Annotated in this window: 19 protein-coding genes and 2 pseudogenes; 12 read left to right on the forward strand and 9 right to left on the reverse strand. The window is 50.1% G+C overall.

Annotated elements, in window-relative coordinates:
* Positions 1 to 80: 80 nt before the first annotated feature.
* From ACFQW4_RS03785 to ACFQW4_RS03805, 5 genes are all read left to right on the forward strand, one after another.
* Positions 81 to 2,390, forward strand: a complete 2,310-nt coding sequence (locus ACFQW4_RS03785) for an FdhF/YdeP family oxidoreductase (RefSeq protein ID WP_377723863.1) — start codon at positions 81 to 83, stop codon at positions 2,388 to 2,390.
* Between the two features lie 352 nt (positions 2,391 to 2,742).
* Positions 2,743 to 3,786: a catalase family peroxidase gene (locus ACFQW4_RS03790; RefSeq protein WP_350262464.1), complete on the forward strand. Its 1,044-nt coding sequence runs from the start codon at positions 2,743 to 2,745 to the stop codon at positions 3,784 to 3,786.
* Positions 3,786 to 4,367 carry a cytochrome b gene (locus ACFQW4_RS03795; RefSeq protein WP_350262199.1) on the forward strand — a complete coding sequence of 194 codons (582 nt, stop codon included), beginning with the start codon at positions 3,786 to 3,788 and terminating at the stop codon, positions 4,365 to 4,367. The genes ACFQW4_RS03790 and ACFQW4_RS03795 overlap by 1 nt, the downstream gene beginning before the upstream one ends.
* 54 nt (positions 4,368 to 4,421) lie before the next feature.
* On the forward strand, positions 4,422 to 5,012 hold the full coding sequence (locus tag ACFQW4_RS03800) for a TetR/AcrR family transcriptional regulator (RefSeq protein ID WP_350262198.1): 591 nt from the start codon (positions 4,422 to 4,424) through the stop codon (positions 5,010 to 5,012).
* Between the two features lie 1,200 nt (positions 5,013 to 6,212).
* On the forward strand, positions 6,213 to 6,791 hold the full coding sequence (locus ACFQW4_RS03805) for a DUF308 domain-containing protein (RefSeq protein ID WP_377723866.1): 579 nt from the start codon (positions 6,213 to 6,215) through the stop codon (positions 6,789 to 6,791).
* A 223-nt stretch (positions 6,792 to 7,014) separates the two neighbouring features.
* Here the strand turns inward: ACFQW4_RS03805 and ACFQW4_RS03810 are convergent, their stop codons facing one another.
* Positions 7,015 to 7,875 (reverse strand): LysR family transcriptional regulator, encoded by an 861-nt coding sequence (locus ACFQW4_RS03810; protein WP_271460547.1) that lies wholly within the window; start codon positions 7,873 to 7,875, stop codon positions 7,015 to 7,017.
* Positions 7,876 to 8,004: 129 nt separating this feature from the next.
* Here ACFQW4_RS03810 and ACFQW4_RS03815 point away from each other — a divergent pair, with 129 nt between their 5' ends.
* From ACFQW4_RS03815 to ACFQW4_RS03825, 3 genes are all read left to right on the forward strand, one after another.
* Positions 8,005 to 8,751: an SDR family NAD(P)-dependent oxidoreductase gene (locus ACFQW4_RS03815; RefSeq protein WP_377723868.1), complete on the forward strand. Its 747-nt coding sequence runs from the start codon at positions 8,005 to 8,007 to the stop codon at positions 8,749 to 8,751.
* A gap of 117 nt (positions 8,752 to 8,868) precedes the next feature.
* Complete coding sequence (locus ACFQW4_RS03820) at positions 8,869 to 10,326, forward strand: MFS transporter (RefSeq protein ID WP_377723870.1); 1,458 nt, start codon at positions 8,869 to 8,871, stop codon at positions 10,324 to 10,326.
* A 369-nt stretch (positions 10,327 to 10,695) separates the two neighbouring features.
* On the forward strand, positions 10,696 to 11,079 hold the full coding sequence (locus tag ACFQW4_RS03825; protein ID WP_101761070.1) for a Rid family hydrolase: 384 nt from the start codon (positions 10,696 to 10,698) through the stop codon (positions 11,077 to 11,079).
* A gap of 202 nt (positions 11,080 to 11,281) precedes the next feature.
* Here the strand turns inward: ACFQW4_RS03825 and ACFQW4_RS03830 are convergent, their stop codons facing one another.
* The 4 genes and pseudogenes from ACFQW4_RS03830 to ACFQW4_RS03845 form a co-directional block, all read right to left on the reverse strand.
* A complete protein-coding gene (locus tag ACFQW4_RS03830) occupies positions 11,282 to 12,166 on the reverse strand; it encodes a GGDEF domain-containing protein (protein WP_350262194.1) in 885 nt (294 codons plus the stop codon).
* A gap of 308 nt (positions 12,167 to 12,474) precedes the next feature.
* A pseudogene (locus tag ACFQW4_RS03835) lies at positions 12,475 to 12,609 on the reverse strand (hypothetical protein); the annotation flags it as partial.
* A gap of 177 nt (positions 12,610 to 12,786) precedes the next feature.
* Positions 12,787 to 13,191 (reverse strand): VOC family protein, encoded by a 405-nt coding sequence (locus ACFQW4_RS03840; RefSeq protein ID WP_350262192.1) that lies wholly within the window; start codon positions 13,189 to 13,191, stop codon positions 12,787 to 12,789.
* A 17-nt stretch (positions 13,192 to 13,208) separates the two neighbouring features.
* Positions 13,209 to 13,950 (reverse strand): annotated as a pseudogene (locus ACFQW4_RS03845) (SDR family NAD(P)-dependent oxidoreductase).
* 96 nt (positions 13,951 to 14,046) lie between these two features.
* Between ACFQW4_RS03845 and ACFQW4_RS03850 the strand changes: the two are divergent.
* On the forward strand, positions 14,047 to 14,997 hold the full coding sequence (locus tag ACFQW4_RS03850) for an AraC family transcriptional regulator N-terminal domain-containing protein (RefSeq protein WP_377723873.1): 951 nt from the start codon (positions 14,047 to 14,049) through the stop codon (positions 14,995 to 14,997).
* A 140-nt stretch (positions 14,998 to 15,137) separates the two neighbouring features.
* Here ACFQW4_RS03850 and ACFQW4_RS03855 read toward each other — a convergent pair whose 3' ends face one another.
* Positions 15,138 to 15,440 (reverse strand): VOC family protein, encoded by a 303-nt coding sequence (locus ACFQW4_RS03855; protein WP_377724015.1) that lies wholly within the window; start codon positions 15,438 to 15,440, stop codon positions 15,138 to 15,140.
* A 78-nt stretch (positions 15,441 to 15,518) separates the two neighbouring features.
* Complete coding sequence (locus tag ACFQW4_RS03860) at positions 15,519 to 16,481, reverse strand: LysR substrate-binding domain-containing protein (RefSeq protein WP_377723875.1); 963 nt, start codon at positions 16,479 to 16,481, stop codon at positions 15,519 to 15,521.
* Positions 16,482 to 16,683: 202 nt separating this feature from the next.
* Here ACFQW4_RS03860 and ACFQW4_RS03865 point away from each other — a divergent pair, with 202 nt between their 5' ends.
* From ACFQW4_RS03865 to ACFQW4_RS03875, 3 genes are all read left to right on the forward strand, one after another.
* The gene (locus ACFQW4_RS03865) at positions 16,684 to 17,520 is read left to right on the forward strand and encodes a transketolase (RefSeq protein ID WP_110868397.1); all 837 of its coding nucleotides are present in this window, start codon (positions 16,684 to 16,686) and stop codon (positions 17,518 to 17,520) included.
* A gap of 27 nt (positions 17,521 to 17,547) precedes the next feature.
* A complete protein-coding gene (locus tag ACFQW4_RS03870; protein WP_377723877.1) occupies positions 17,548 to 18,540 on the forward strand; it encodes a transketolase family protein in 993 nt (330 codons plus the stop codon).
* Positions 18,541 to 18,636: 96 nt separating this feature from the next.
* Positions 18,637 to 19,971 (forward strand): MFS transporter, encoded by a 1,335-nt coding sequence (locus tag ACFQW4_RS03875; RefSeq protein WP_377723879.1) that lies wholly within the window; start codon positions 18,637 to 18,639, stop codon positions 19,969 to 19,971.
* 42 nt (positions 19,972 to 20,013) lie between these two features.
* Here the strand turns inward: ACFQW4_RS03875 and ACFQW4_RS03880 are convergent, their stop codons facing one another.
* Entirely contained in the window at positions 20,014 to 20,712 is a 699-nt protein-coding gene (locus tag ACFQW4_RS03880) for a FadR/GntR family transcriptional regulator (RefSeq protein WP_377723881.1), read from the reverse strand.
* 178 nt (positions 20,713 to 20,890) lie between these two features.
* Positions 20,891 to 21,190, reverse strand: a complete 300-nt coding sequence (locus ACFQW4_RS03885; protein ID WP_192413349.1) for a putative quinol monooxygenase — start codon at positions 21,188 to 21,190, stop codon at positions 20,891 to 20,893.
* Positions 21,191 to 21,201: the final 11 nt, after the last annotated feature.

Consider the following 21,201-nt stretch of genomic DNA (forward strand, 5'->3'; position numbering starts at 1 on the left):
CTGCACATATCGCTGTTACGTTAAGCAACCTCCACAGGGGCTGCAGCATCATAAATTACATTCACGTGAGCCGAATTTGTATGAGCAAAAAAAATCATCGCACAGTACCAGGCGTACACCCCTATGATGGCCCGGCAGGCGGCTGGGGAGCACTTAAGGCAACCGCAATAGCCGTTAAAAACCAAATGGATACCTTAAAAGCGCCGCCTACGCTGATGCGCACTAATCAGCCCGATGGGTTTGATTGCCCCGGATGTGCCTGGCCGGATAAGGATCATGGTTCAACCTTCCAGTTCTGTGAAAATGGCGCTAAGGCGGTCACATGGGAAGCGACCACCAAGCGCGTTACGCCGGCATTTCTTGCCGAAAACACTATTACGTCGCTGCTACAGCGTTCCGATTATGAGCTGGAGGGATACGGCAGGTTAACCACGCCGCTGCGCTATGATGCAGCAAGCGACACCTTCATCGAAGTGAGCTGGGAAGAGGCTTTTACGCGTATTGCCAATAAGTTAGCTGCACTGCCGCCAGATGAGGTTGAGTTCTATACCTCCGGTCGCGCATCAAACGAGGCGGCCTATTTGTTCCAGCTTTTTGCCCGGGAGTATGGCACTAACAATTTTCCTGATTGTTCAAATATGTGCCACGAGGCAACCAGCGTAGGTTTGCCTCAGTCGATTGGGATCGGTAAGGGCACCGTATCACTGGACGATTTCGATAGCGCAGAGCTTATTCTCTCAATGGGTCATAATCCAGGAACCAATCATCCGCGCATGATGGGAACGCTGCACGAGCTGGCGCGCCGTAACGTACCGATTATCGTGTTTAATCCGCTGCGCGAACGCGCGCTTGAGCGTTTTGCCGACCCGCAGAATGTCATGGAGATGGCAACCAACAGCTCAACCGATATCGCGTCAACGTATTATTTGGTCCGTGCCGGTGGCGATTCGGCTGCGCTTAAAGGTATCGCCAAAGCGGTGCTGGCGATTGAGGCTGAAACCGGTACGGCACTGGATCATGCCTTTATCCGCGAGCACACAGAAGGGTTTGAGCGCTTCGCGGCGGACATCGAAGCCACATCCTGGGCATTAATCGAGCAAGACTCTGGCCTGAAGCAGGCAGATCTCAGGCGCGTCGCTGAAGCTTACGTCAAATCGAATGCCACTATCCTGACGTATGGTATGGGCATTACACAGCACAACCGCGGTACGGATAATGTGCGCCTGTTGGTCAATCTGCTGCTAATGCGAGGCAATATCGGTAAACCCGGCGCAGGCGTTTGTCCGTTACGAGGCCACTCCAACGTTCAGGGTAACCGTACCGTGGGGATCACTGAGAAACCGTCGTCCGATTTTCTCAATAAGCTGGAAAACGTGTTTGGATTTACACCACCGTCGCATCACGGTCATGATGCGGTGCAGGCGATGAAAGCGATAGTCGATAAGCAGTCGAAGGCGCTCATTTGCCTCGGAGGAAATTTTGCCGTGGCGCTGCCCGATTCAGACGTGACCTTTCCGGCGATGCGTGAACTTGAACTCAGTGTTCACATCGCGACCAAGTTGAACCGTACTCATCTTCTGACCGGGAAAGAGACACTACTGTTGCCGTGCCTCGGCCGTACCGAACTGGATGAGCAGTCTGGCAATCGCCAGTCGATCACTGTCGAAGATTCCATGTCGATGGTGCACGCCTCTTCCGGAAAGTTGAAGCCAGCGTCGCCGCTGCTGCGTTCTGAACCGGCCATTGTTGCCGGGATGGCCAGCGCGGCTCTGCCGAGAACGCGGGTTAACTGGAATGAGTTGATAGCCGATTACGATCTCATCCGCGACCTGATCGAAAAAACCATACCCGGATTCGATGATTACAATGCCCGCATTCGCCAACCCGGTGGTTTTCAGATGCCACTGCCGCCGCGGGATCGCATCTGGCCGACCCCGAGCGGTAAAGCGATGTTTTCGCTTTATCAAGGCACGCATGAAGACTTGACGGTGCCGGGCGACGACGTGCTACGTCTGATTACGCTTCGCAGTCACGATCAATACAACACGACGATTTACGCCATGGATGATCGCTACCGCGGAGTATTTGGCCGCCGTGACGTCCTGTTTATGTGTGACTTTGATCTGGAACGTCTGGGGCTTGAGCACGGGGATGTTGTGGATCTGGAGTCAGCAGTGCCGGGATACCGTATGCGTCTGGAATCCATGACGGTGATTCGCTATGCCATCTCACAAGGATCGATTGGAGCCTATTATCCGGAGGCTAACGTCCTGATCCCGCTGGATTACATCGACAAGGAGAGCGGTACGCCATCGTATAAATCTGCGCCGGTACGTATCACGCTGCGGTCACGCGACGTTGTCACTCCGCAGGCTGTTGAATCCCATTAAAGTGAAAATAAGGCAGGCTTGCCTGCCTTCTGATTGCCACAACCGTGGCAAAAGAGGCGCCAGTTTGCAATGCCTTGAGGTCTGCTATGAGCGAGGAGCTGAGCCCTCATCGTAAGGACTGCAATTGTTTGCGGGAACGGGGCCACTCCAGAATGTGAACAAGCCGGTATGACATGGAGGGGACAGCAACTTATAAAAGGAGAAATAATTGTTTGACAGTGCAGCCTACCTACTAGTAGATTTATCGAGCGTCTTACATGACTTCTGAATGTCATCCAGTTATTAAAAGCAAAATCTTAATGATTACGCCCGGATGAACAGTGAACTAAATTCTGCAATGTTGAGTGTTTTCATGAATAAACCTTTTCTTTCTGTCGGTCATAAAATAGTGCGCTTGGCGATAATAATTGTGATCCCATTACTGCTGATCGCCTTGTTCGTGTGGGCGGGCGGGTGGCTGGATACTGGCAGGCTGACATCGGATAAGCTGATTACTGCCTTAGAAAAATCTAACGGCAATCACCCGGGTTATCGCCGTAATCATGCAAAGGGCGTCTGTATCCTGGGGGATTTTTCTGCCAACGGTACCGCCAGCGCCTTGTCACGTGCGGCACTGTTTGCCTCAGGCGTTACGCCTGTGGTGGGCCGTTTAGCTATCGCAGGCGGAAATCCGAATGCGCCTGATTATGCAGTGCCTATACGCAGTATGGCGCTGGCTTTCTATCAGAAAAATGGTGAACAGTGGCGCACAGGCATGAATGCAATGCCTTTTTTTCCGGTACAAAGCGTGCAGGGCTTCTATGACCTGCAAACCGCCACGCTACCTGATGCAAAAACCGGTAAACCTGATCCAGCCAGAATGCAGGCTTTTGTACGACAGCATCCAGAAATCAAACCTTTCTTTGCCTGGGCAAAGCAATATGTTCCCTCTTCCAGCTGGGTCCGCGATCAATTTAACAGTTTGAACGCCTTTAATTTCATTGATAAAGAGGGCCATTCCCACCTGGTGCGCTGGAGTATGGTGCCGCACGCTGACTATCAGGCGATGGATGAAAATGAGAAAAACGACGCCAATTTCTTGCAGCGTGATTTACAGCAGCGGCTAGCGAACGGGCCGCAGAAATGGGATCTGATGGTTACAGTGGCGGGCTCTGGTGATAAAGGCCATGACGCATCGATTGGATGGCCTGCCGATCGTCAGGTGATCAATGCCGGAACGCTGACAATTAATAAGACAACGGCACAACAGCAGGGCGTTTGTAACGACATTAATTATGACCCGCTGATTTTACCTGATGGTATTACGGCTTCGGATGACCCGCTTCTTAATGCCCGCTCATCCGCTTACGCTAAATCCTATAATGCACGCACTCATGAACAGGCCGGAGCCCACTGATGAAACAGAACAACACTTTTCACCCGGCACTGCGCGTACTTCACTGGGTGATGGCTGCGGCTATTATGGCCATGTTATTTATTGGTGTCGCAATGGTATCCACGGTTTCATCATTGCACGGCCTGCTGGTTGCGATTCATAAGCCGCTGGGTTTGATGATTTTAATGCTGGTCATTGTGCGGCTTTGGCTGAGATTCAGCACTGCTAAGCCAGCACTTCCAGCCACGCTGCCTGCCTGGCAGAAATTCTTAGCGCATCTGTCTCATTGGGCACTGTATGCCATGATGCTGGCTCAGCCCCTGATCGGTTGGGCGATGCTGTCGGCGGCGGGGTATCCTGTCACACTGGGTCATGTTGTGCTGCCGCCCATTGTTCCGATCAGCAACAACGCTTATGCCATTTTACGTCCGCTCCACAGCCTGGTAGCCATGGCGCTTTTCATCACTGTTATGTTGCATCTTGCCGCAGCTTTGTACCACGCTTTAATTCTGCGCGATGGCGTATTTAGCAGTATGGCGGGTGCATATAAACGCAAACGCTTGACGCGCGGTGCGCTTGACAATCCGGCTGACGCTGAGTAGGTTCGTGGCCGTTTATCGATTCGCAGTTATTTTACCGTCGCTGCTGGAGCAAGCATGAGTACAGAACGTTCACAGAAAGCCGAAGAGATTATGCACCACACCAGAATTCTGCTGACAGCAGGCGGTTATAACAGCTTCAGTTATGCTGATTTAGCCGAGCGGGTGCAGATTCGTAAGTCGAGTATTCACCACCATTTCCCTGGCAAAGCGGATCTGGTTCAGGCAGTCGTGAGTGATTATCGACAGCAGGCACAGGCAGGAATGGCGGCAACCAGCCAGCATTTCTCTGGTGATGCATTAGGTGAAATTAACAGCTACGTGAATTTCTGGGCGACCTGCATCCGTGAGAACAATTCTCCTTTCTGCATTTGCGTGATGCTGGCTGTTGAATTAACGATTTTACCTAAAGAAGTGGCTAAGGAAGTCAGTGGGCATTTCAACGATCTCACTAACTGGCTCACTGATGTACTGAGCAGGGGTGAAAAAAATGGCGTTTTTATTCTGCGGGAAAGTGCAGCTACAGAGGCCAAATCGCTAATGGCTACGGTGCATGGTGCAATTATATCTTCGCGTGCCTTTAATAACGCTGATTTATTTCAGCAAATTGTCGAGCCAGTGATTAGAAGATTAACGAAAACCAGCTGAGGTAACTCAGACAATAAAACGTTACTAGCCGAACTCTTCAAGTGTTCGGCTACTCGGGCTGAAATAGTTGATGGGCAGTCTTTGTACCGGTTAGATATTTAAACATTAGAGCGATTTAGTTGACTGGATTTCGTGATGTTGAATGAAATATCCGGATCATAGAAAGAATAACTGCAAGTGGCATTGTAGTAACTCAGCCTATCTTCTAGTAGGTATGTAATGCAGTGTTTGTCCGTACTAATGTAAGCATGATTTGGAGGAAGTGATATAGCCAGCGAAGACTTTGATTGAGGCTATTTCAATGTGACTTTACTTTGATGGAGAAATTATTAATGAACACTATCCGCGCTTTGCATTCAATGCCGGACCTGGCAGCATTAAACATAGAAAGAATGAATTCCCGATCTTCTGTTACCACTGCGTCAGGTTTTCAGCCCTTTTTACAGACTCAGCTCAAACTCTCCGGAAATTCTGGATTGAATGAGTCAGCCGTATTAAAGCAATCGATCAGTATGCCACCTCACCTGGCAGACATCGACTCGCTGGTTGCTCAACTACTCGCTAGCAGGAAGATGTTATTACAGCCATTCAGGTCAGTTTCTTTTTCAGGAAAACAGTATTGTGAACACCTTAGACAACGTAGCGTAACTGGCGGTTTTTGCAGGGAGATAGCTGACGTCAGTAAGGCGGAATATGTTCCTGAATCCTTTTCTGATTCGTGTGTGATAATGAACAAAAAACATCCTGAAGTACGCAGAGATCCCTGCAGTTATTCACTTAATACCGATTTCAAATATGAATGTCAGCAAACGATTCCGGTTGCTGTGATGGCGCCTTTAACCTACTTTTTTATCGGGATTTTTCCTGACTTAGTCCGGAGCTCTGTGTCAGGTTACATAAGGCAGCCCTTGCGTTTACGCAGACTACGTAGGTTAGACAGAACAGGTTACCGCCAGAATGCTTGCGACCTAAACCTATATCGTTAATCCAAGACTGTATAAAAAATTAAGATTAATTTTTTGACACAGTGTCGTTTTTTTATCGAGCAACATTTTTATACGCTCTGTTTTTCCTTAAAAAGCGTGTTTTTATAAGCTTTACACATTTTGTTAATCCTACGACTGATTAATTGCCGACTCTAATTCGGCCATCAATCGTCTGGAATATTCTGTGAAGTCCAACCTATTTCGGAGAATCATAATGAAATCCAATTTCGCTACATCTACCTACATTCAAAATCAATGGCTTCAAGCTTATTATTATATCCGTGCTGCAGGTTCAATTGTCTGGATTGCACTTGCGCTATTCATTGGCAAACACAATCCCATAGTTGGTGCCATTCTGCTTGTTTTGTATCCTACATGGGACGCATTCGCCAATTATCTTGATGCAAGACAGTCAGGGGGCTTAGCACTAAACCCACCCCAAAAATTTAACTTTATCGTTAGCCTGGTGGTCGCAGCGGCTATTATCTGGGCTCTTTCTATCAGCATGAATACAACCATTAAAGTCTTTGGAATATGGGCGATTTTTTCTGGTGTATTGCAGCTTTCTGCTTCCATCCGTCGCTGGAAAAATTCAAATGGACAATGGGCTATGGTCTTGAGTGGAGCACAATCTGCATTGGCGGGTGTATTTATGTTTAAACAGGCGAGTAGTAATGCTGCTTTGGATGTCACCACGATTGCACCCTACGCCGCTTTTGGTGTTCTCTATTTCCTGATTTCAGCTATCACGCTGACCATTAAGAACGGGCGTAAAGACAAAGCTGCCTGCTGAGTGTTCAGAAAAATGGTGTGACTGTCAGTATTTAACGGGCGGCTTAGGGCGAACTTGATAACCCGGCATGTAGGGTTATCCATCTGGTCGACATATTGATTATTATCATTTCGTCATAAGTTAGCCCATGTCTTTGCTCAGATGAGTCTTCGTGAGGAAACGCACAAACATACCTGAAGCGCTTTTGCCCGCTGGTTTCACCTGGGTGCCCCGGCACGTCAGCCTATTCCTGTTGTGAAGCCAGCATACTATCTGCGATATCCAGCAGTGCACGCAGGCGATCCATATGACGAAGATCCTGATGGTAGCCGACCCAGATGTCTCTTGAAGGCGGAATGTCAGGCATTTCAATACGCTGCAGCCCGGTGGTGGCATCACCCAAAGGCCGTGGCAGCACGGCTACGCCCATCCCCCGCAGACACATCTGCGCCTGAACCGCGCGGCTTGTGCTTTTAAAGGCAGGTTTTGACTGCGGGAAATGATCAAGAAGCCATGAGACGTCAGGAAAATGTGACTGCCCAGTATTCATCAGGATCAGCCCCACCGAAGAGGGGGCTGTGAGCAGTGCCTGTGCATTCTGTGGCGTGCCATAAAGTGCGTAGGGCACACGCATCAAACGGCGCTGAACAATATTCGGATCGGTAAAAGGTACGATGCGAAACGCGATGTCGGCATCACGGCGCGACAGATCGAGCAGGCGGTAACCTGCAATAATTTCCGGCACAATCGCCGGATGACGACGTGTCAATTCACTCAGCACGGGGGCCAGCACATAGTTAGTAAACCATTCTGCTGATGATATTCTCAGTATTCCTTCAAGGCGATCGTGATTGCCTGCCAGACGACGTTCCATGGCAAGCGCGGAATTTTCCATCGCTTCTGCCAGCTTCATGATCCCGTCTCCGGCATCTGTCAGCACCAATCCCTCCGTTGTCCGGCGAAACAGCGCCTGCTGCGCTTCATCCTCAAGCGCCTTGATACGGCGTCCTACTGTAGGATGACTTACGCCCAGACTCAGGGCTGCTTTCCCGAAAGAGCCGTTACGCATGACCGCAAGCAATACCTGAACATCCCCCCAATCCATGCTTCGATTCCACCGTTCAAAAATGAACATCCAATATACAAAAGTGTCAGTTCTCAAACAACTTTGCAGGCATCACCATGGCTTCTTTAAATTCGTCGCCTCAGGCGACACGAACAGGAAGCTGAGATTATGCATAAATTAAAAGACAAAGTTGCTCTGGTTACCGGAGGTTCAAAAGGTATCGGAGCAGGTATAGCCCGTCAGCTGGCAGCTGATGGCGCCAAGGTTATCGTCAATTACGCCTCAGATAGAGACGCTGCTGAAAAGGTTGTTGTCGATATTAAAGCCACCAAGGGTGAGGCTGTGGCAGTCGCAGCGGATGTCACCAGTCAGACTGAGGTCGAGGCACTAATTAATACCAGCATTGCTCTTTTCGGGCGGCTCGACATCGTGGTGAACAACGCCGGTGTTTACCAGTTCGCCAAAATTGAAGAGAGCACTGAAGCGCTGTACCGCAGGCAATTTGATATCAATGTGCTTGGACCCTTGTTAGTAAGCGCCGCGGCAGCACCGCACCTGGGTCACGGCAGCAGCATCATCAATATCAGTTCATTCGTCACCCGAGTCTTTATTGCTGAAAGTGCCATCTACAGCGGTGCTAAGGGGGCGATTGATGCCATTACCGGTGTGCTTTCACTTGAGCTCGGTCCCAGGGGAATTCGCGTGAATGCGGTCAACCCGGGCCTGATCGAAACGGAAGGAAGCCATAGCGCAGGCGCAATAGGCTCGGACTTCCAAACCTGGAATGAAGAGCAAACGCCGCTTGGCCGTATAGGTCAGGTGGAGGACGTCGCCCCAATCGTCTCATTTCTCGCCTCCGATGAGGCCAGATGGATTACTGGGGAGATTATTCTGGCTTCCGGCGGCATGCGCTGATCGGATCGGTGTTGCGCTTCCCCGAGGCGGCGTCACCTGCACTGATTGGTCAACTGCGCATTCTGCGATGACCACACATCCCTAACAGGGACCGTACCGTTCCATAAGGAGTGATCTATGTCGGCACATAGCATCCTGCAAGCCGAGCCACGCCGTTGGGCTATGTTTGTCATTTTATTGGTAGGTGCATTTTTGCCACCGCTCGATTTTTTTATCGTTAATGTGGCACTGCCTGCTATTCATAATGAATTGAGCACATCTTCCTCAGCAGAACAGCTGGTCATTTCATCGTACGCCGCTGTGTATGCCGTGACATTAATCACCGGAGGTCGCCTGGGCGATATTTATGGTCGGGGAAAAATGTTCTTTCTTGGGCTGATAGGTTTTACCGCGGCATCATTGCTGTGTGGTTTTGCCTGGTCATCCTGGATACTGATTGCTGGACGCATATTACAGGGCGCCACGGCCGCCATTATGGCTCCTCAGGCGCTCGCCGCCGTGCAGGCCATTTTCCCCGAAGCGGAGCGACCCTTAGCGCTCAGCATATATGGAGCCGTGTTTGGTCTGGCCTCCGTTATTGGACAGGTTCTGGGCGGCATTCTGATATCAGCCGATCTCTTCCACCTTGGATGGCGGACAATTTTTCTCGTTAATCTGCCTGTGACGCTACTGGTGATTCTCTTTGGCCTGCCGCTGCTGAAAGAAACACGGGCGCGAGCTGCTCAGCGACTTGATCCCGTTGGCACACTGCTGGCCACATTAACGCTGAGTACACTGATTGTGCCGCTAATAGAAGGGCGTGAGGCGGGGTGGCCCTGGTGGACGTGGCTGTTATTTTTTGCTTTCCCGCTGCTGGCCTCACTGTTATGGCGATATGAGCACCACCTCAGTCGCAAAGGGGGATCGCCACTGCTCAACCCGAGCGTATTACGTGCGCCAGGGCTGGGACAGGGACTTATGATTGTTTTATTGTTTTATTCAATCGGCGCGTTCTTTCTTCTGTTTTCTGTCTACCTGCAGAGTGCCTTACATTTAAATGCCTTGGTTTCAGGCACGCTTTTTCTACCCTTTGGTGTCGGCTTTCTCATTGGTCCGTTACTGACACCGTATCTGAGGCAATATGCCGGGAATTACCTTAGCGCCATCGGAATGGGATGTGAAACCGCAGGTTTGGCAGGTATGGCAGGATTGATCGCTACGACGATGCCCGGTCACTCTCCCGCGATGCTGCCGCTCGCCATGCTGCTTTTCCTGACTGGGCTGGGGCAGGGGCTGGCGATGCCAACTCTGGTGCGGATGGTGACAGGCCGGGTCGCGCCACAGTTTTCAGGTATGATTGCTGGCGTAACCAGCTCGACATTACAAATTAGCACTGCGTTAAGTGTCGCGGTTATCGGCGGCATTTTTTACAGCATGCTGGGGAACGGTAACAGCGTCGCAATAATTACCCATGCTTTTATCGTCGCGCTTCTGACGATGGCTATCTGCCTGGCTGTAGGGGCAGGGTTAAGTATCAGGCTAATTCGGTGCTCCTTTGATCGCTCCATGACTCCGGATGGCTTATCTCAAAGGTAACGCGACAGTTCTCAGCTGACGGTAAGCGCCATATAATTAGGCAGCAAGCTGAGAACTTTTTTTATTTTTAGTTTCCTGACAGGCTGTTCAGTTTCTGCAGTTAATATGCACAACGATAATTCTTCGTTTTGCACGTACTTCAGGCAGATTATTTGTTTTATCGTATCAGGGGTTTATTCGGTATTCATGAATAAATCGTGACATCAGAGTCGTCCGCTACTGGCACAATAAGGATATGCGCGCATGGCAATATCTTCTATGAGCAATCAACAATGAGCAATGGGTGGATGGGTTGAACATCCTGAGCGCCGAGGGCATTTAATGTTGAAAATGCTGACATTTATCAACTCATCAACTGGTGATGAAATTATGAAAAAATCTATCGTCCCTGAAGAATTTCAACACTATTTCGATGATTGGCACTTTTCCCCCGTTATCGAAGCAGATGGCACAGTATATCTTTCCGGTGTTACCGCAGCACGAAGAGATAAACCTATAAGTAAGCATCCTGAAGAACAATTTCATGATGCCTTTTATAAGCTTGGCGTTTATTTAAATGCCGCTGGTTTAAACTATGAACACATACTTGAGATGACCACTTTCCACATTGACCTCAAAAAACATATCGACGTTTTTTCCAGAGTAAAAGATGAGTATGTAAAGGCGCCATATCCAGCTTGGTCAGCTATAGGCGTGTCAGAGTTCATTCCTGAGAATGCCCTTGTGGAAATGCGGATTGTGGCCAAAAGATAGTTTTAGGCGTGGGCACTAAAATAATAGTTGTGTCGGTTTCTGGCATTAAGCGGACCGGTATGTCAGGTCCGCTATGAGCGAGAAGCGGACATCCGACTTTTCCATAAAAACCGTTAGCTTTCAATTAATCAAACAAAAGAGGGCGGAAATTCTCCTAAACTTTCTTCCTCCCTTTTATGGAAAATTAATTATTTTTAAACGACTAGTCGTAGATAATGCAATCTCTACCTGCTCTCTTAGCTCTGTACAGGGCATCATCAGCTGCATTGATAGCAGAAGAAGATGAGTCATGTTTAAGCTTGGTTGCCACACCAATACTTAGCGTGATACCGAAACTTCCGTTGCATGCATCTGAAACCGAAGTTTTAATTTTTCTGATGATATCTTCTGCATTGATATTATCAAAGATAACGATGGCAAATTCTTCACCACCCGATCTTGCAATAAAAACATTCTCGCTTACAAGGTTACTTAGCCTCAGCCCGGTATCTCTCAGCACCCTGTCTCCAGCCTCATGACCATATGTGTCATTAATTTTTTTGAAGTGGTCAATATCAGCAATGCAGATAGTTCCTGACCGGTTCTCCAATCCTCTCAATATAACATTCAAATGTCTTCTGTTAGGCAACCCTGTTAATTCGTCTGTAAGTGAAAGATTAACCGCTGATTTATAATTATGGTTCACGTAGGATATAAACTTTTCAAATAAAAAAATAATCATTAATATGGCTGGAATATAAATAATTGAAGCAATTAATGATGCTGTATCTCTTTCTATTAAACCAAGTCCGCCTGCCATTGAAGCCAGGGATGAGTTCAAAAGCAGAAACAAACTCACTCTAAAAACAAGCAAGTTCACCTCAGTAGATTGGATATTAAAAGATTTCCTGATAAACCATGCCATTACTGCTACAGTGCAAGAATTAATGAAGAAATAAAAGTTGATTTTTGAAGTGTCACCAATAGCAAAAGAGAGAACAATAATCAAGGTTGCCATAAAGCAAGTATAAGTGATCACCATCCTATAAAGAAGTCCTTTAGGAGATTCAACTTCATGTATGAGTTTGTCGTGTATCTTGAAATTCATCACGCTATCCTGTTTTGGTCAGGTATAAATAGTACCACATAATTATTTATTGAGGTGATGGTTTGTGTGGCTGAGGTGACTAACCAGGTGTGCTAATTTATTGTTTCACGTGAAGAAAAAAAAGGCTTCCAACTCAATCCTGCTGATTTGTTTTCTATTTATGATTAGATGCTTATGGTTTCAATAATGTTCAGGATATACCTGACCTGCTCTGAGACTATTAATGCAATGCAGGACTACCAGCGCCCATTTCTGGCACAAAGGGGACATGTTTAGAAATGATGTCTGCAATGAGTGAAGAGGGGAAAATAACGCTTCAGGCTCCGTTCATACAGTCTAACCTTACTGCCATATGCAGCATAAAAACTTGGCGGCTTTATCCTCAGCGCCATAAGTCGGTGGATCTTCCCGTCAGCCCCGGTAACTTCCGCAACTGCGCGTGCGCGATTTCAGCAGCGTCCTCCAGGCCGAATACCCGCATACTGACGTCAAGTTCACCGGCAAATACTCCCAGCCGCGGCCTGTTTCTGCAGCAATGATAATATTCAGGCTGGCACTTTTAGCCTGGGCGGCGGTCATGTGTCCCGTGTATCCGGTGGCGCCATAAATCAGTAGTGTTTTCATGATTGAGGGTGCTGCCATTCTTTAAAGACAAATTCAAGGCTGTAGCCATCGGGGTCGAAAACGCCGGCGGCGTAGTAGCGGGGATCGTAGTGAAGCCGGGCGCCAGGTGCGCCATTGTCAGACGCGCCGGCACGCATGGCTGAAGCATAGGCTTCATTCACCATTGTTTGATTTCGCGCGACAAACCCGACATGTACAGCAGCTGGCGCAACAGTTCCTTCGCGTAGCCAGAAAAAGATCCGGCCTTGAACACCGAACCCTTTCAAATCCGGATGGCCTGGCGGCCCCTCTTTTCCGTCATAATCATGACGAACCGTGATGCCGAGAGGAGCAAGCGCTTCCGTATAAAAACGGACAGAACGGTCTGTATCGCTGACCGTTAAAAATAGATGATCGAGCATAAAACCTCCGGAAGAATTCAGATTTGGTAGCCGCCGGCGACCTCGATGGATTGTGCGTTGATCCAGACGCTGTCATCAGAGACCAGGCCTGCGATTACGGCCGACATCATCCGGCTCCCCCACGCGTTCCAGCGCGGTCTGTGAGGCGAGCAGTTTCTCAAATTCTTCGTTCAGTCCTCCGCCCAGCGACGTACGGATTGCACCCGGAGAGACTGCGTTTGCCCGGATGCGCCGCGGCCCGAACTCTTTGGCCATATAACGGGTCAGTACTTCAAGGCCGCCTTTAAAGGCAGCGTAGGGCGCAACACCTGCCGTCGCCACACGCGTGGTGGCGCTGGTAACGTTGATGATGTGTCCTCCATCGCAAATCAGAGGCAGCAGCTTTTGGGTCAGGAAAAAAGGGCCCTTCAGGTGCACGGCAAAAAGAGTGTCGAACTCACTCTCCGTCACCGTTTCAATCGGGTTGAAGAGCCCAAACCCGGCGTTGTTTACCAGCACGTCAATGTGCTCACGTTCCCAGGTGATACTGACTATCTCAAGTAAGGCATCGCGGAAAGTGCCGAAGGTTTCGGTGCGAGCCACATCCAGATGCAGCGTAACGGCATGTCTGCCTGACGCTTCAATCTCCTTCACAACCCTCAGGGCAGATTCAGGATGGCTGTTATAAGTCACAATCACCCCCATCCCTTTAGCCGCGCACTGCTGCGCCACACTGGCGCCAATTCCGCCACTGCCGCCGGTAATCAGTACAATTTTCAAGGTTTCATCCTTTCTGTCTGCGAGAGGAAAAAGGATAAAACCTCCGGGACAGCTCTGCCTCTGCGTTCCTGCTCGATTCTTGCCTTTTTCTGCTTTATGCTCGCTTTAATCATCATACGGAGGAGGCTGACCTTGACACTGGAACCCCTGCTTGACGAACTGCGCCTTATGGCCGCTCATGCCCGAAACTGGCGAACCGAAACCGGTATACCGCGTGTGGCAATGGTGCAGGGGGACGTTCCCGCGCATGCGCTGGCTGCGGTCTATGAGCCGATGGTTAATCTCATACTGCGGGGAAGTAAATCCATGACGGTAGGTGACCGGATATTCCACTACAACCCTGCTTCTTACTTTGTCATGTCAGTAGATTTGCCAGCCGTAGGCGAAGTCCTTCCCGAGGCCACCGGTGCTCCTTATCTCGCGATCAGTCTGACCCTGAAACCTGAGCGGATAGCGACGTTGTTGGCTGATTTACCTCCCGTGAAGGCTGATCCACAGTCGGGTGCTTTTTCCGTTGCTGCCGTCACGCCCGAGCTGCTGGATGCCTGGGTAAGAATGCTTCGCCTGATGAAGAGCCCTGAAGATATCCCGGCTCTTGCACCGGTTTATGAACGTGAAATCCTATATTATGTTTTGAAAGGCCCACATGGCTGGATGCTGAGGGATATCGCTTCACCGGGAACCATGCTGGCGCGGATAGGTAATGCGATTCGCTGGATTAGACATAATTTTGCTGATGAATTTGTGGTTGAATCACTGGCCGCACAGGAAGCCATGAGCGTATCGGCTTTTTATCGTCATTTTAAGTCCGTGACAAACATGAGTCCGGTCCAGTATCAGAAGCGCGTCCGTCTTCTCCATGCCAGAACCAAATTACTGGCGCGCCAGCAGAGCGTTACGTCTGTTGCCATGGAGGTGGGTTATCGCAGCGTGCCTCAGTTTAATCGCGAGTACGCCCGTTTCTTTGGCCGCTCTCCTTTGAAAGACGTTGCAAGTCTAAGGTACCACGCTGATGGTGCAGAAAGCCCGCTGAATCACCACGTTTGATGCGGCAGTAAATTTTGCTGCCGTAACAAAGCAATAACTCACCACACGATATTTCACTTCGCGGGTAGCAGACAGGCGAAACTAGCAGGCCGTAATTCAGATGGGGTTCAATTTCGCAAAGTGTCGTCCGGCCATCTTACTCATCCTTTCTGACAGACGACTTCGATGTTATTACCGTCAGGGTCTAAGATATAAGCGGCGTAATAGTGAGAGTGGTAATGATGGCGAATTCCCGGTTCGCCATTGTCTCTACCGCCTACCTGTAGAGCGGCACGCCAGAATTCGTCGACTATGGCCCGTTCACTGGCAGCAAAAGCCAGATGTGTTGAAGCGCCTGTTATGTCTTTATCATGAAGCCAGACCCTCGATGCAGGGAGCGTATACCCGCTATGAGTGAGAAGCGTCAGTTCATGATGCTGACTTTTGCTATCAGCCCTCTGGATATTTCCTCTCTTTCATCAAGTGAAAAGGAAATCTTCAGCCTAAAGCTGTAGGGCTAGAGAGCATCTTATGCACCCGGATTATGATGGAGATACGGACGTTGTCTGACTGTCAGACGGGCCGGTAAGGGCAGGTGTATTTACAGTCCCGGCAGAGGCTAAATTTTCTTCAAACCATCCCAGAAAATTCTGCAGCTTTGGCCTGCTCCGGTAGCCCAGCGGCATGACGAGATGATGTGCGCTGATGGTATGGCTAAACTGCTCAGGAAGGATCCTGACCAACGTACCCTGACGCAGGAATTTCTCTGCCAGAAGCTCGCTTTCAAGCACTACACCGTGCCCCATCGCGGCGGCTTCCAGGCTCATGTATGAACGATCAAACCTGAAAAGCCAGGGCTGGGCGGGCTGGGCGATGTTATGTGCCCGGAACCACTCAGGCCAGCGTAGTAATGTATTTTCCGAATAGATAAGCCTGCGTGAGATCAAATCCTCTGGCGCACTAACGGGTGCGTGCGCAAGGTACTCCGGTGATGCCATGGGCAGAATGCGTTCATTTCTCACGGACCTTATATCGAAACCTTCCCATGACGGAAAGCCATGTCGGATAGCGATATCCACTTCGCCGCGTCCGAAATCCACGTCCTCATACGAGCAGGCCAGCGTGACTTCGGTGCCGGGATACTGCTGCTGAAATGACTGAATGCGCGGTAAAAGCCACAGGTAGCCGAAGGTGGGGGAGCTGTGAATATGGATTTTGTTCACGCGGCCTGCGGCCTTCATCTCCGCGGTTGCCTGAATCAGCCCCTGTAGATGCACACCAATGATCTCCAGGTAAGCTTCTCCCCTGGCGGTCAGTTTCACGCCGGCAGCGTGACGTTCGAACAGATGGCACTCCAGGCTCTTTTCCAGCGTGGCTAGCTGATGGCTCGCGGCTGACGCGGAAATACCCAACGCTTCAGCCGCACGAACCACGTTTCCCGCCCGGGCAATATGCTCAAAAACCTGGAGACACTTCAGTGAAGGGATCTCCGCATAATTTCTCATTTTCAGACCTCTGTAACACCAGACTGACCCTATTTTATCAGCTTCAAAAAGGCGGTCACAGTCAATTCTCATTGAATGGTTAACCATTTATCGAGATCGCTCTCACAGTTATTTATTTATACAGCAAGCTTAAATGGACATAAGAACGAGGTTTGTTGTTAAGTGGTAAACCATTAAGACATATCACTCAAGGGGACTTCTGATGTCAGAACTGAATCACAACCTTCACGGCCTTTCTGAACACGCTTATTCGATTCGCCGGCATGCCCTGCGTATGGGCGCCGTGCAGGGGCAGGGTTATATAGGGCAGGCACTGGGCATTGCCGATGCGCTCACGGTGGCCTATTTCCATGCCATGTCCTTCCGGGCGGAAGATCCTGAATGGGAAGGTCGTGACCGCTTTCTGCTTTCAATCGGTCATTACGCAATTGGCCTGTACGCCGCTCTCATCGAGGCAAAAATCATTCCTGAGCATGAGATAGAGAATTACGGTAGCGACAACAGCATTCTGCCGATGTCCGGCATGGCGGCCTATACCCCGGGGATGGAAATTACCGGCGGCTCGCTAGGGCATGGTTTGGGTATTGCTGTTGGCATGGCGCTGGGCCTTAAGAGAAAAGGGAACAATGCGGCGGTGTATAACCTGCTGTCGGACGGTGAGCTGAATGAAGGGTCGACGTGGGAGGCCGCGCTTTCCGCCAGCCACTGGAAGCTCAACAACCTGATCGCGCTGGTAGATGTTAACCGCCAACAGGCGGACGGAGACAGTCAGGAAGTTCTGGCCACTGAGCCGGTCGATAAAAAGTTTGAGGCGTTTGGCTGGTTTGCTCAGCGCGTGAACGGGCACGATTTGCAGGCACTTGTCAGTGCATTCGATGCGGCCCGGCATCACGCGGGCGATCAGCCACGCGTGATCATTCTCGATACGCTGATGGGGAAGGGAGTGCCTTTCCTGGAAGAGAGAGACAAAAATCATTTCATTCGCGTAGCTGATGCCGAGTGGCAGCAGGCACTTGATGTCCTGAAACGCCATATCTGAAATCACTTCCGACTCAATGAGGCCACTATGACCACTAAAAAACTGACTACATCTGCCATGATTGCTTCAATTGCTGAAGAGGGGCAGGCAACCATTCCGGCTCCCTTTGGCCATGCCCTGGTCGAGCTCGCAAAAAAACACAATGATATCGTCGGCATGTCGGCAGACCTGGCGGCTTATACCGATCTGCATATTTTCTCGCGCGAGTTCCCGGAACGATTTTATCAGATGGGTATGGCTGAGCAGCTGCTGATGAGCGCCGCTGCAGGGCTGGCCCGCGAGGGGGCTACGCCTTTTGTCACCACCTATGCCGTGTTCGCCGCACGACGAGCCTATGATTTCATCTGTATGGCTATCGCAGAGGAAAAGCTTAACGTCAAAATCGTCTGTGCATTGCCGGGGCTCACAACGGGATATGGCCCCAGCCATCAGGCAACAGAGGACATTGCTATTTTTCGCGGCATGCCGAATATGACCATCATCGATCCATGCGATGCCATTGATATTCAGCAGGCTATTCCGGCCATATATGAACATGAAGGTCCTGTCTATATGCGCCTGCTGCGAGGAAAAGTGCCGGTCATTCTGGATCGGTTCCCTGACTACAGGTTCGAGGTCGGAAAAGCGAAGCTGCTGGCAGACGGCCATCAGGCGCTGATTATTTCGACTGGCCTAATGACCATGCGCGCCATTCAGGCCCGTGACCTGCTGGAAAAAGAGGGTATCAGCGTCGCGATACTGCACTCGCCAACCATCAAACCCCTGGATGAAGCAACCATTTGCCGTGAGGCGGAAAAACGTCACTGTCTGGTGATCACCGCAGAAAACCACACGGTGATTGGCGGACTGGGCGAAGCCGTAGCCTCCGCGCTGATGCGAAACGGAATATTCCGGCCATTCAGGCAGGTCGGGCTGCCGGATAGATTCCTGGATGCTGGCGCGCTGCCAACGCTTCATGACCGCTATGAGATATCCGCACGTTCACTTGCCTCCAACATTGCATCCTGGATTAAACAATAAAGCATGTCATCCACACGCCTCTGCGTGTGCAGGGGTGTGTGCAACTCTGTTTTAAAGCCTTGCCATTGAAAATATCCGAAAGATAAAGGGCTTATCATGATTGATAAATTAAAAAGGAAGAGTCAGTACAGATGGTTTGTGATAGCACTCATTTTTATACTCTTTATGGTTGCACAGGCAGACCGGGCAAACATCGGCTTCGCTATTCCTTTTATCCAGAAAGAATATGACCTGACCAATTCAGAGATAGGTCTCATCATCAGCCTGTTTTTTGCCGGTTACGGACTGTGCCAGATCCCGGCGGGCTTTTTTGTTAAACGTAAAGGGATCCGGTTTTCCTATGCCGCCGGTATGCTGTTGACATCCGTCTTCACGTTTATGATGGGCAAAGTTGATTCTGTCTGGCACCTTAAAATTCTGCGCGCGCTGGTGGGCGTCAGCGAAGCTCCCGTCGTGATCAGCTCAACAGCCACCATCAACAACTGGTTTCCAACGAAAGAGAAGGGGACGGCCACGGGCATTTTTCTGGCCGGTTCAAAATTCGGCCCGTTGCTGGTTCCTCCCATCTGTGCCTGGATTCTGATTCATTATGACTGGCGCCATATCTTTCTGTTCTTTTCAATACCGGGAGTCATTCTGGCTTTGGTGTGGTATGTCCTGGTCAGGAATACCCCGGCAGAAAGCCGCTTTGTGAATCAACAGGAGGCGGATTACATCGCGGAAGTCAGCCGTGATGAAGAAGGGAGCAGGCGACGTTTCAAAAGCCGGGCGTTCCGCTATGGCTTCATTGACCACATGATCAGAACGACAAAGCTCACCCCACTCGACTCATCCCGGTCTATTTTCCGGTCATGGGATATTTACGGTGCAGCAATCGGTTACATGTGCATGGTGGGGATTGTTGACGGCGTGATTATGTCCTGGCTGCCAAAATATCTTCTGCAGGAACATAAGCTGTCCATCGTGGCTTCCGCGGCGCTGGCTGCCACGCCGTTCGCTGGAAACGTGATAGGGAATCTTTGCGGCGGTTGGATTTCGGATAATCTGCTGGCCAAGCGCCGCAAGCCGCTAATGATGTTCAGTGCAGTCTGCACGATTGTGATGACAGGGTTGATGACTATAGCGCCACAGAACCCCTACCTGCTGGGCCTGCTGCTGTTCTGCCTGGGCTTTCTGATAGCGCTGGGGTACTCAGCTTACTCAGTGTATGCCATGGCCCGGGCGTCCAGAGAGACTTATCCGGTCGCTTACGCGATTATTAACATGGGCGGGCAGCTGGGAGCGGTGTGTATGCCCCTGATCGTCGGAGTATTGCTGGATAACTACAGCTGGAATGCGGTGTTCATCACGCTGGGTATCGCCGCGGCACTGTGTCTGGTGGTGGTCTTTACCATTCGTGAACCTCTGCCTGCAGGTGCTGAACTGGAGTGACAAACAGCCAACGTAACCGGCTGCACGCAGCCGGTTGCACGATCACTGCATAAGCAGATTCATCAGCATATTTTCCCGCTCCCAGTGGGCGAAATGTGCCTCCATGGCCGCTCTGGCCGCATCAGGATTGCGGGCCGCAATGGCCTTAACAATATCTTTGTGATTACTGTTAATGCGGGTTTCCGATTCGTTCAGACCTTTCATGATGCTGCGTCGTTTTCTCAGCAAATCGGCGATGAAAGAAGCGATGCTCTGATAAAAAAGCATGATGACAGGATTATGGGTCATACCAGCCAGCACCAGGTGAAACTGATAGTCTGCCTCAACCTTTTCTTCAAAACCTTCAACCGTCACCATCAGATCGCTCAGGCGTTCGAGTTCGGCAATTTCTTCATCAGATGCATGCGTGGCCGCTTCTTCGGCCAGCATTTTCTCGAACATTTCCCGGGCGTCTTCGATGGTATCGAGCGAGATGTAGCCTAACTGTGAGGCAATATCAAAATAGAGGTTGGCAAATGACAGGCGAGGCATTCTGAGAAACGTTCCGCTTCCCTGATTACGCTCAATAAAACCAAAAAATTCCAGAGAGGAAAGGGCATTTCGGATAATGGATCGCTGAACCCCCATTTTTTCCGCCAGGACCCGTTCAGAAGGCAGTCTGTATATGCCATTTTTATCAATCGCAGCAGTCGCGAGTATCCGTTTGATCAGGGACTGACTTTCTTCGGGGATTCCGGTCATGTTTATCACATAAGATGATTACAGAGGGCGGGTGGGTTACCGAATATCCTAACGCCTGCATCAGGGGATGACAACATAAGAGGCGTGCCGGGCGGAGACAGAACAGCATTCTGAGCAAAAGTTTCTTGTTCTCCCCGCAGGTAATGAAATCAGACCATTACCTGCCGGTCAGATGGTTTCAGGCGTTTCCGCCCGCTATTTTTTTCAGTGCCACGACTTCTGAATGCTCAATATACGGCGGGAGTTCGCTGAAGAGTTTAACGATATGGTCAGCATTCAGATGCTTTTGCAGTAGGTCAAGAGAAGACCATTCTTCGGTCCAGACAAAACGACGGGGATTCTTTGCGTCCTGGTTAAGCTGATAAGTAATGCAGCCTTCTTCACTCAGAGTTCTCGCAATGACGCTGCAAAACATTTCATGAACCTTATCTTCAAAGCCTTCCTTAACGGTAAATAATGCGACGACTGGTACAGTCATAGTGCCTCCTG

The organism is Pantoea sp. GCM10028869, assembly GCF_042666835.1.
GTDB classification, from domain to species: Bacteria; Pseudomonadota; Gammaproteobacteria; order Enterobacterales; family Enterobacteriaceae; genus Pantoea; species Pantoea leporis.

Coding starts and splice junctions, on each gene's coding strand:
- ACFQW4_RS03785 (WP_377723863.1), top strand. CDS start 81: ATGAGCAAAAAAAATCATCGCACAGTACCAGGCGTACACCCCTATGAT.
- ACFQW4_RS03790 (WP_350262464.1), top strand. CDS start 2,743: ATGAATAAACCTTTTCTTTCTGTCGGTCATAAAATAGTGCGCTTGGCG.
- ACFQW4_RS03795 (WP_350262199.1), top strand. CDS start 3,786: ATGAAACAGAACAACACTTTTCACCCGGCACTGCGCGTACTTCACTGG.
- ACFQW4_RS03800 (WP_350262198.1), top strand. CDS start 4,422: ATGAGTACAGAACGTTCACAGAAAGCCGAAGAGATTATGCACCACACC.
- ACFQW4_RS03805 (WP_377723866.1), top strand. CDS start 6,213: ATGAAATCCAATTTCGCTACATCTACCTACATTCAAAATCAATGGCTT.
- ACFQW4_RS03810 (WP_271460547.1), bottom strand. CDS start 7,875: ATGGATTGGGGGGATGTTCAGGTATTGCTTGCGGTCATGCGTAACGGC.
- ACFQW4_RS03815 (WP_377723868.1), top strand. CDS start 8,005: ATGCATAAATTAAAAGACAAAGTTGCTCTGGTTACCGGAGGTTCAAAA.
- ACFQW4_RS03820 (WP_377723870.1), top strand. CDS start 8,869: ATGTCGGCACATAGCATCCTGCAAGCCGAGCCACGCCGTTGGGCTATG.
- ACFQW4_RS03825 (WP_101761070.1), top strand. CDS start 10,696: ATGAAAAAATCTATCGTCCCTGAAGAATTTCAACACTATTTCGATGAT.
- ACFQW4_RS03830 (WP_350262194.1), bottom strand. CDS start 12,166: ATGAATTTCAAGATACACGACAAACTCATACATGAAGTTGAATCTCCT.
- ACFQW4_RS03840 (WP_350262192.1), bottom strand. CDS start 13,191: ATGCTCGATCATCTATTTTTAACGGTCAGCGATACAGACCGTTCTGTC.
- ACFQW4_RS03850 (WP_377723873.1), top strand. CDS start 14,047: ATGCTCGCTTTAATCATCATACGGAGGAGGCTGACCTTGACACTGGAA.
- ACFQW4_RS03860 (WP_377723875.1), bottom strand. CDS start 16,481: ATGAGAAATTATGCGGAGATCCCTTCACTGAAGTGTCTCCAGGTTTTT.
- ACFQW4_RS03865 (WP_110868397.1), top strand. CDS start 16,684: ATGTCAGAACTGAATCACAACCTTCACGGCCTTTCTGAACACGCTTAT.
- ACFQW4_RS03870 (WP_377723877.1), top strand. CDS start 17,548: ATGACCACTAAAAAACTGACTACATCTGCCATGATTGCTTCAATTGCT.
- ACFQW4_RS03875 (WP_377723879.1), top strand. CDS start 18,637: ATGATTGATAAATTAAAAAGGAAGAGTCAGTACAGATGGTTTGTGATA.
- ACFQW4_RS03880 (WP_377723881.1), bottom strand. CDS start 20,712: ATGACCGGAATCCCCGAAGAAAGTCAGTCCCTGATCAAACGGATACTC.
- ACFQW4_RS03885 (WP_192413349.1), bottom strand. CDS start 21,190: ATGACTGTACCAGTCGTCGCATTATTTACCGTTAAGGAAGGCTTTGAA.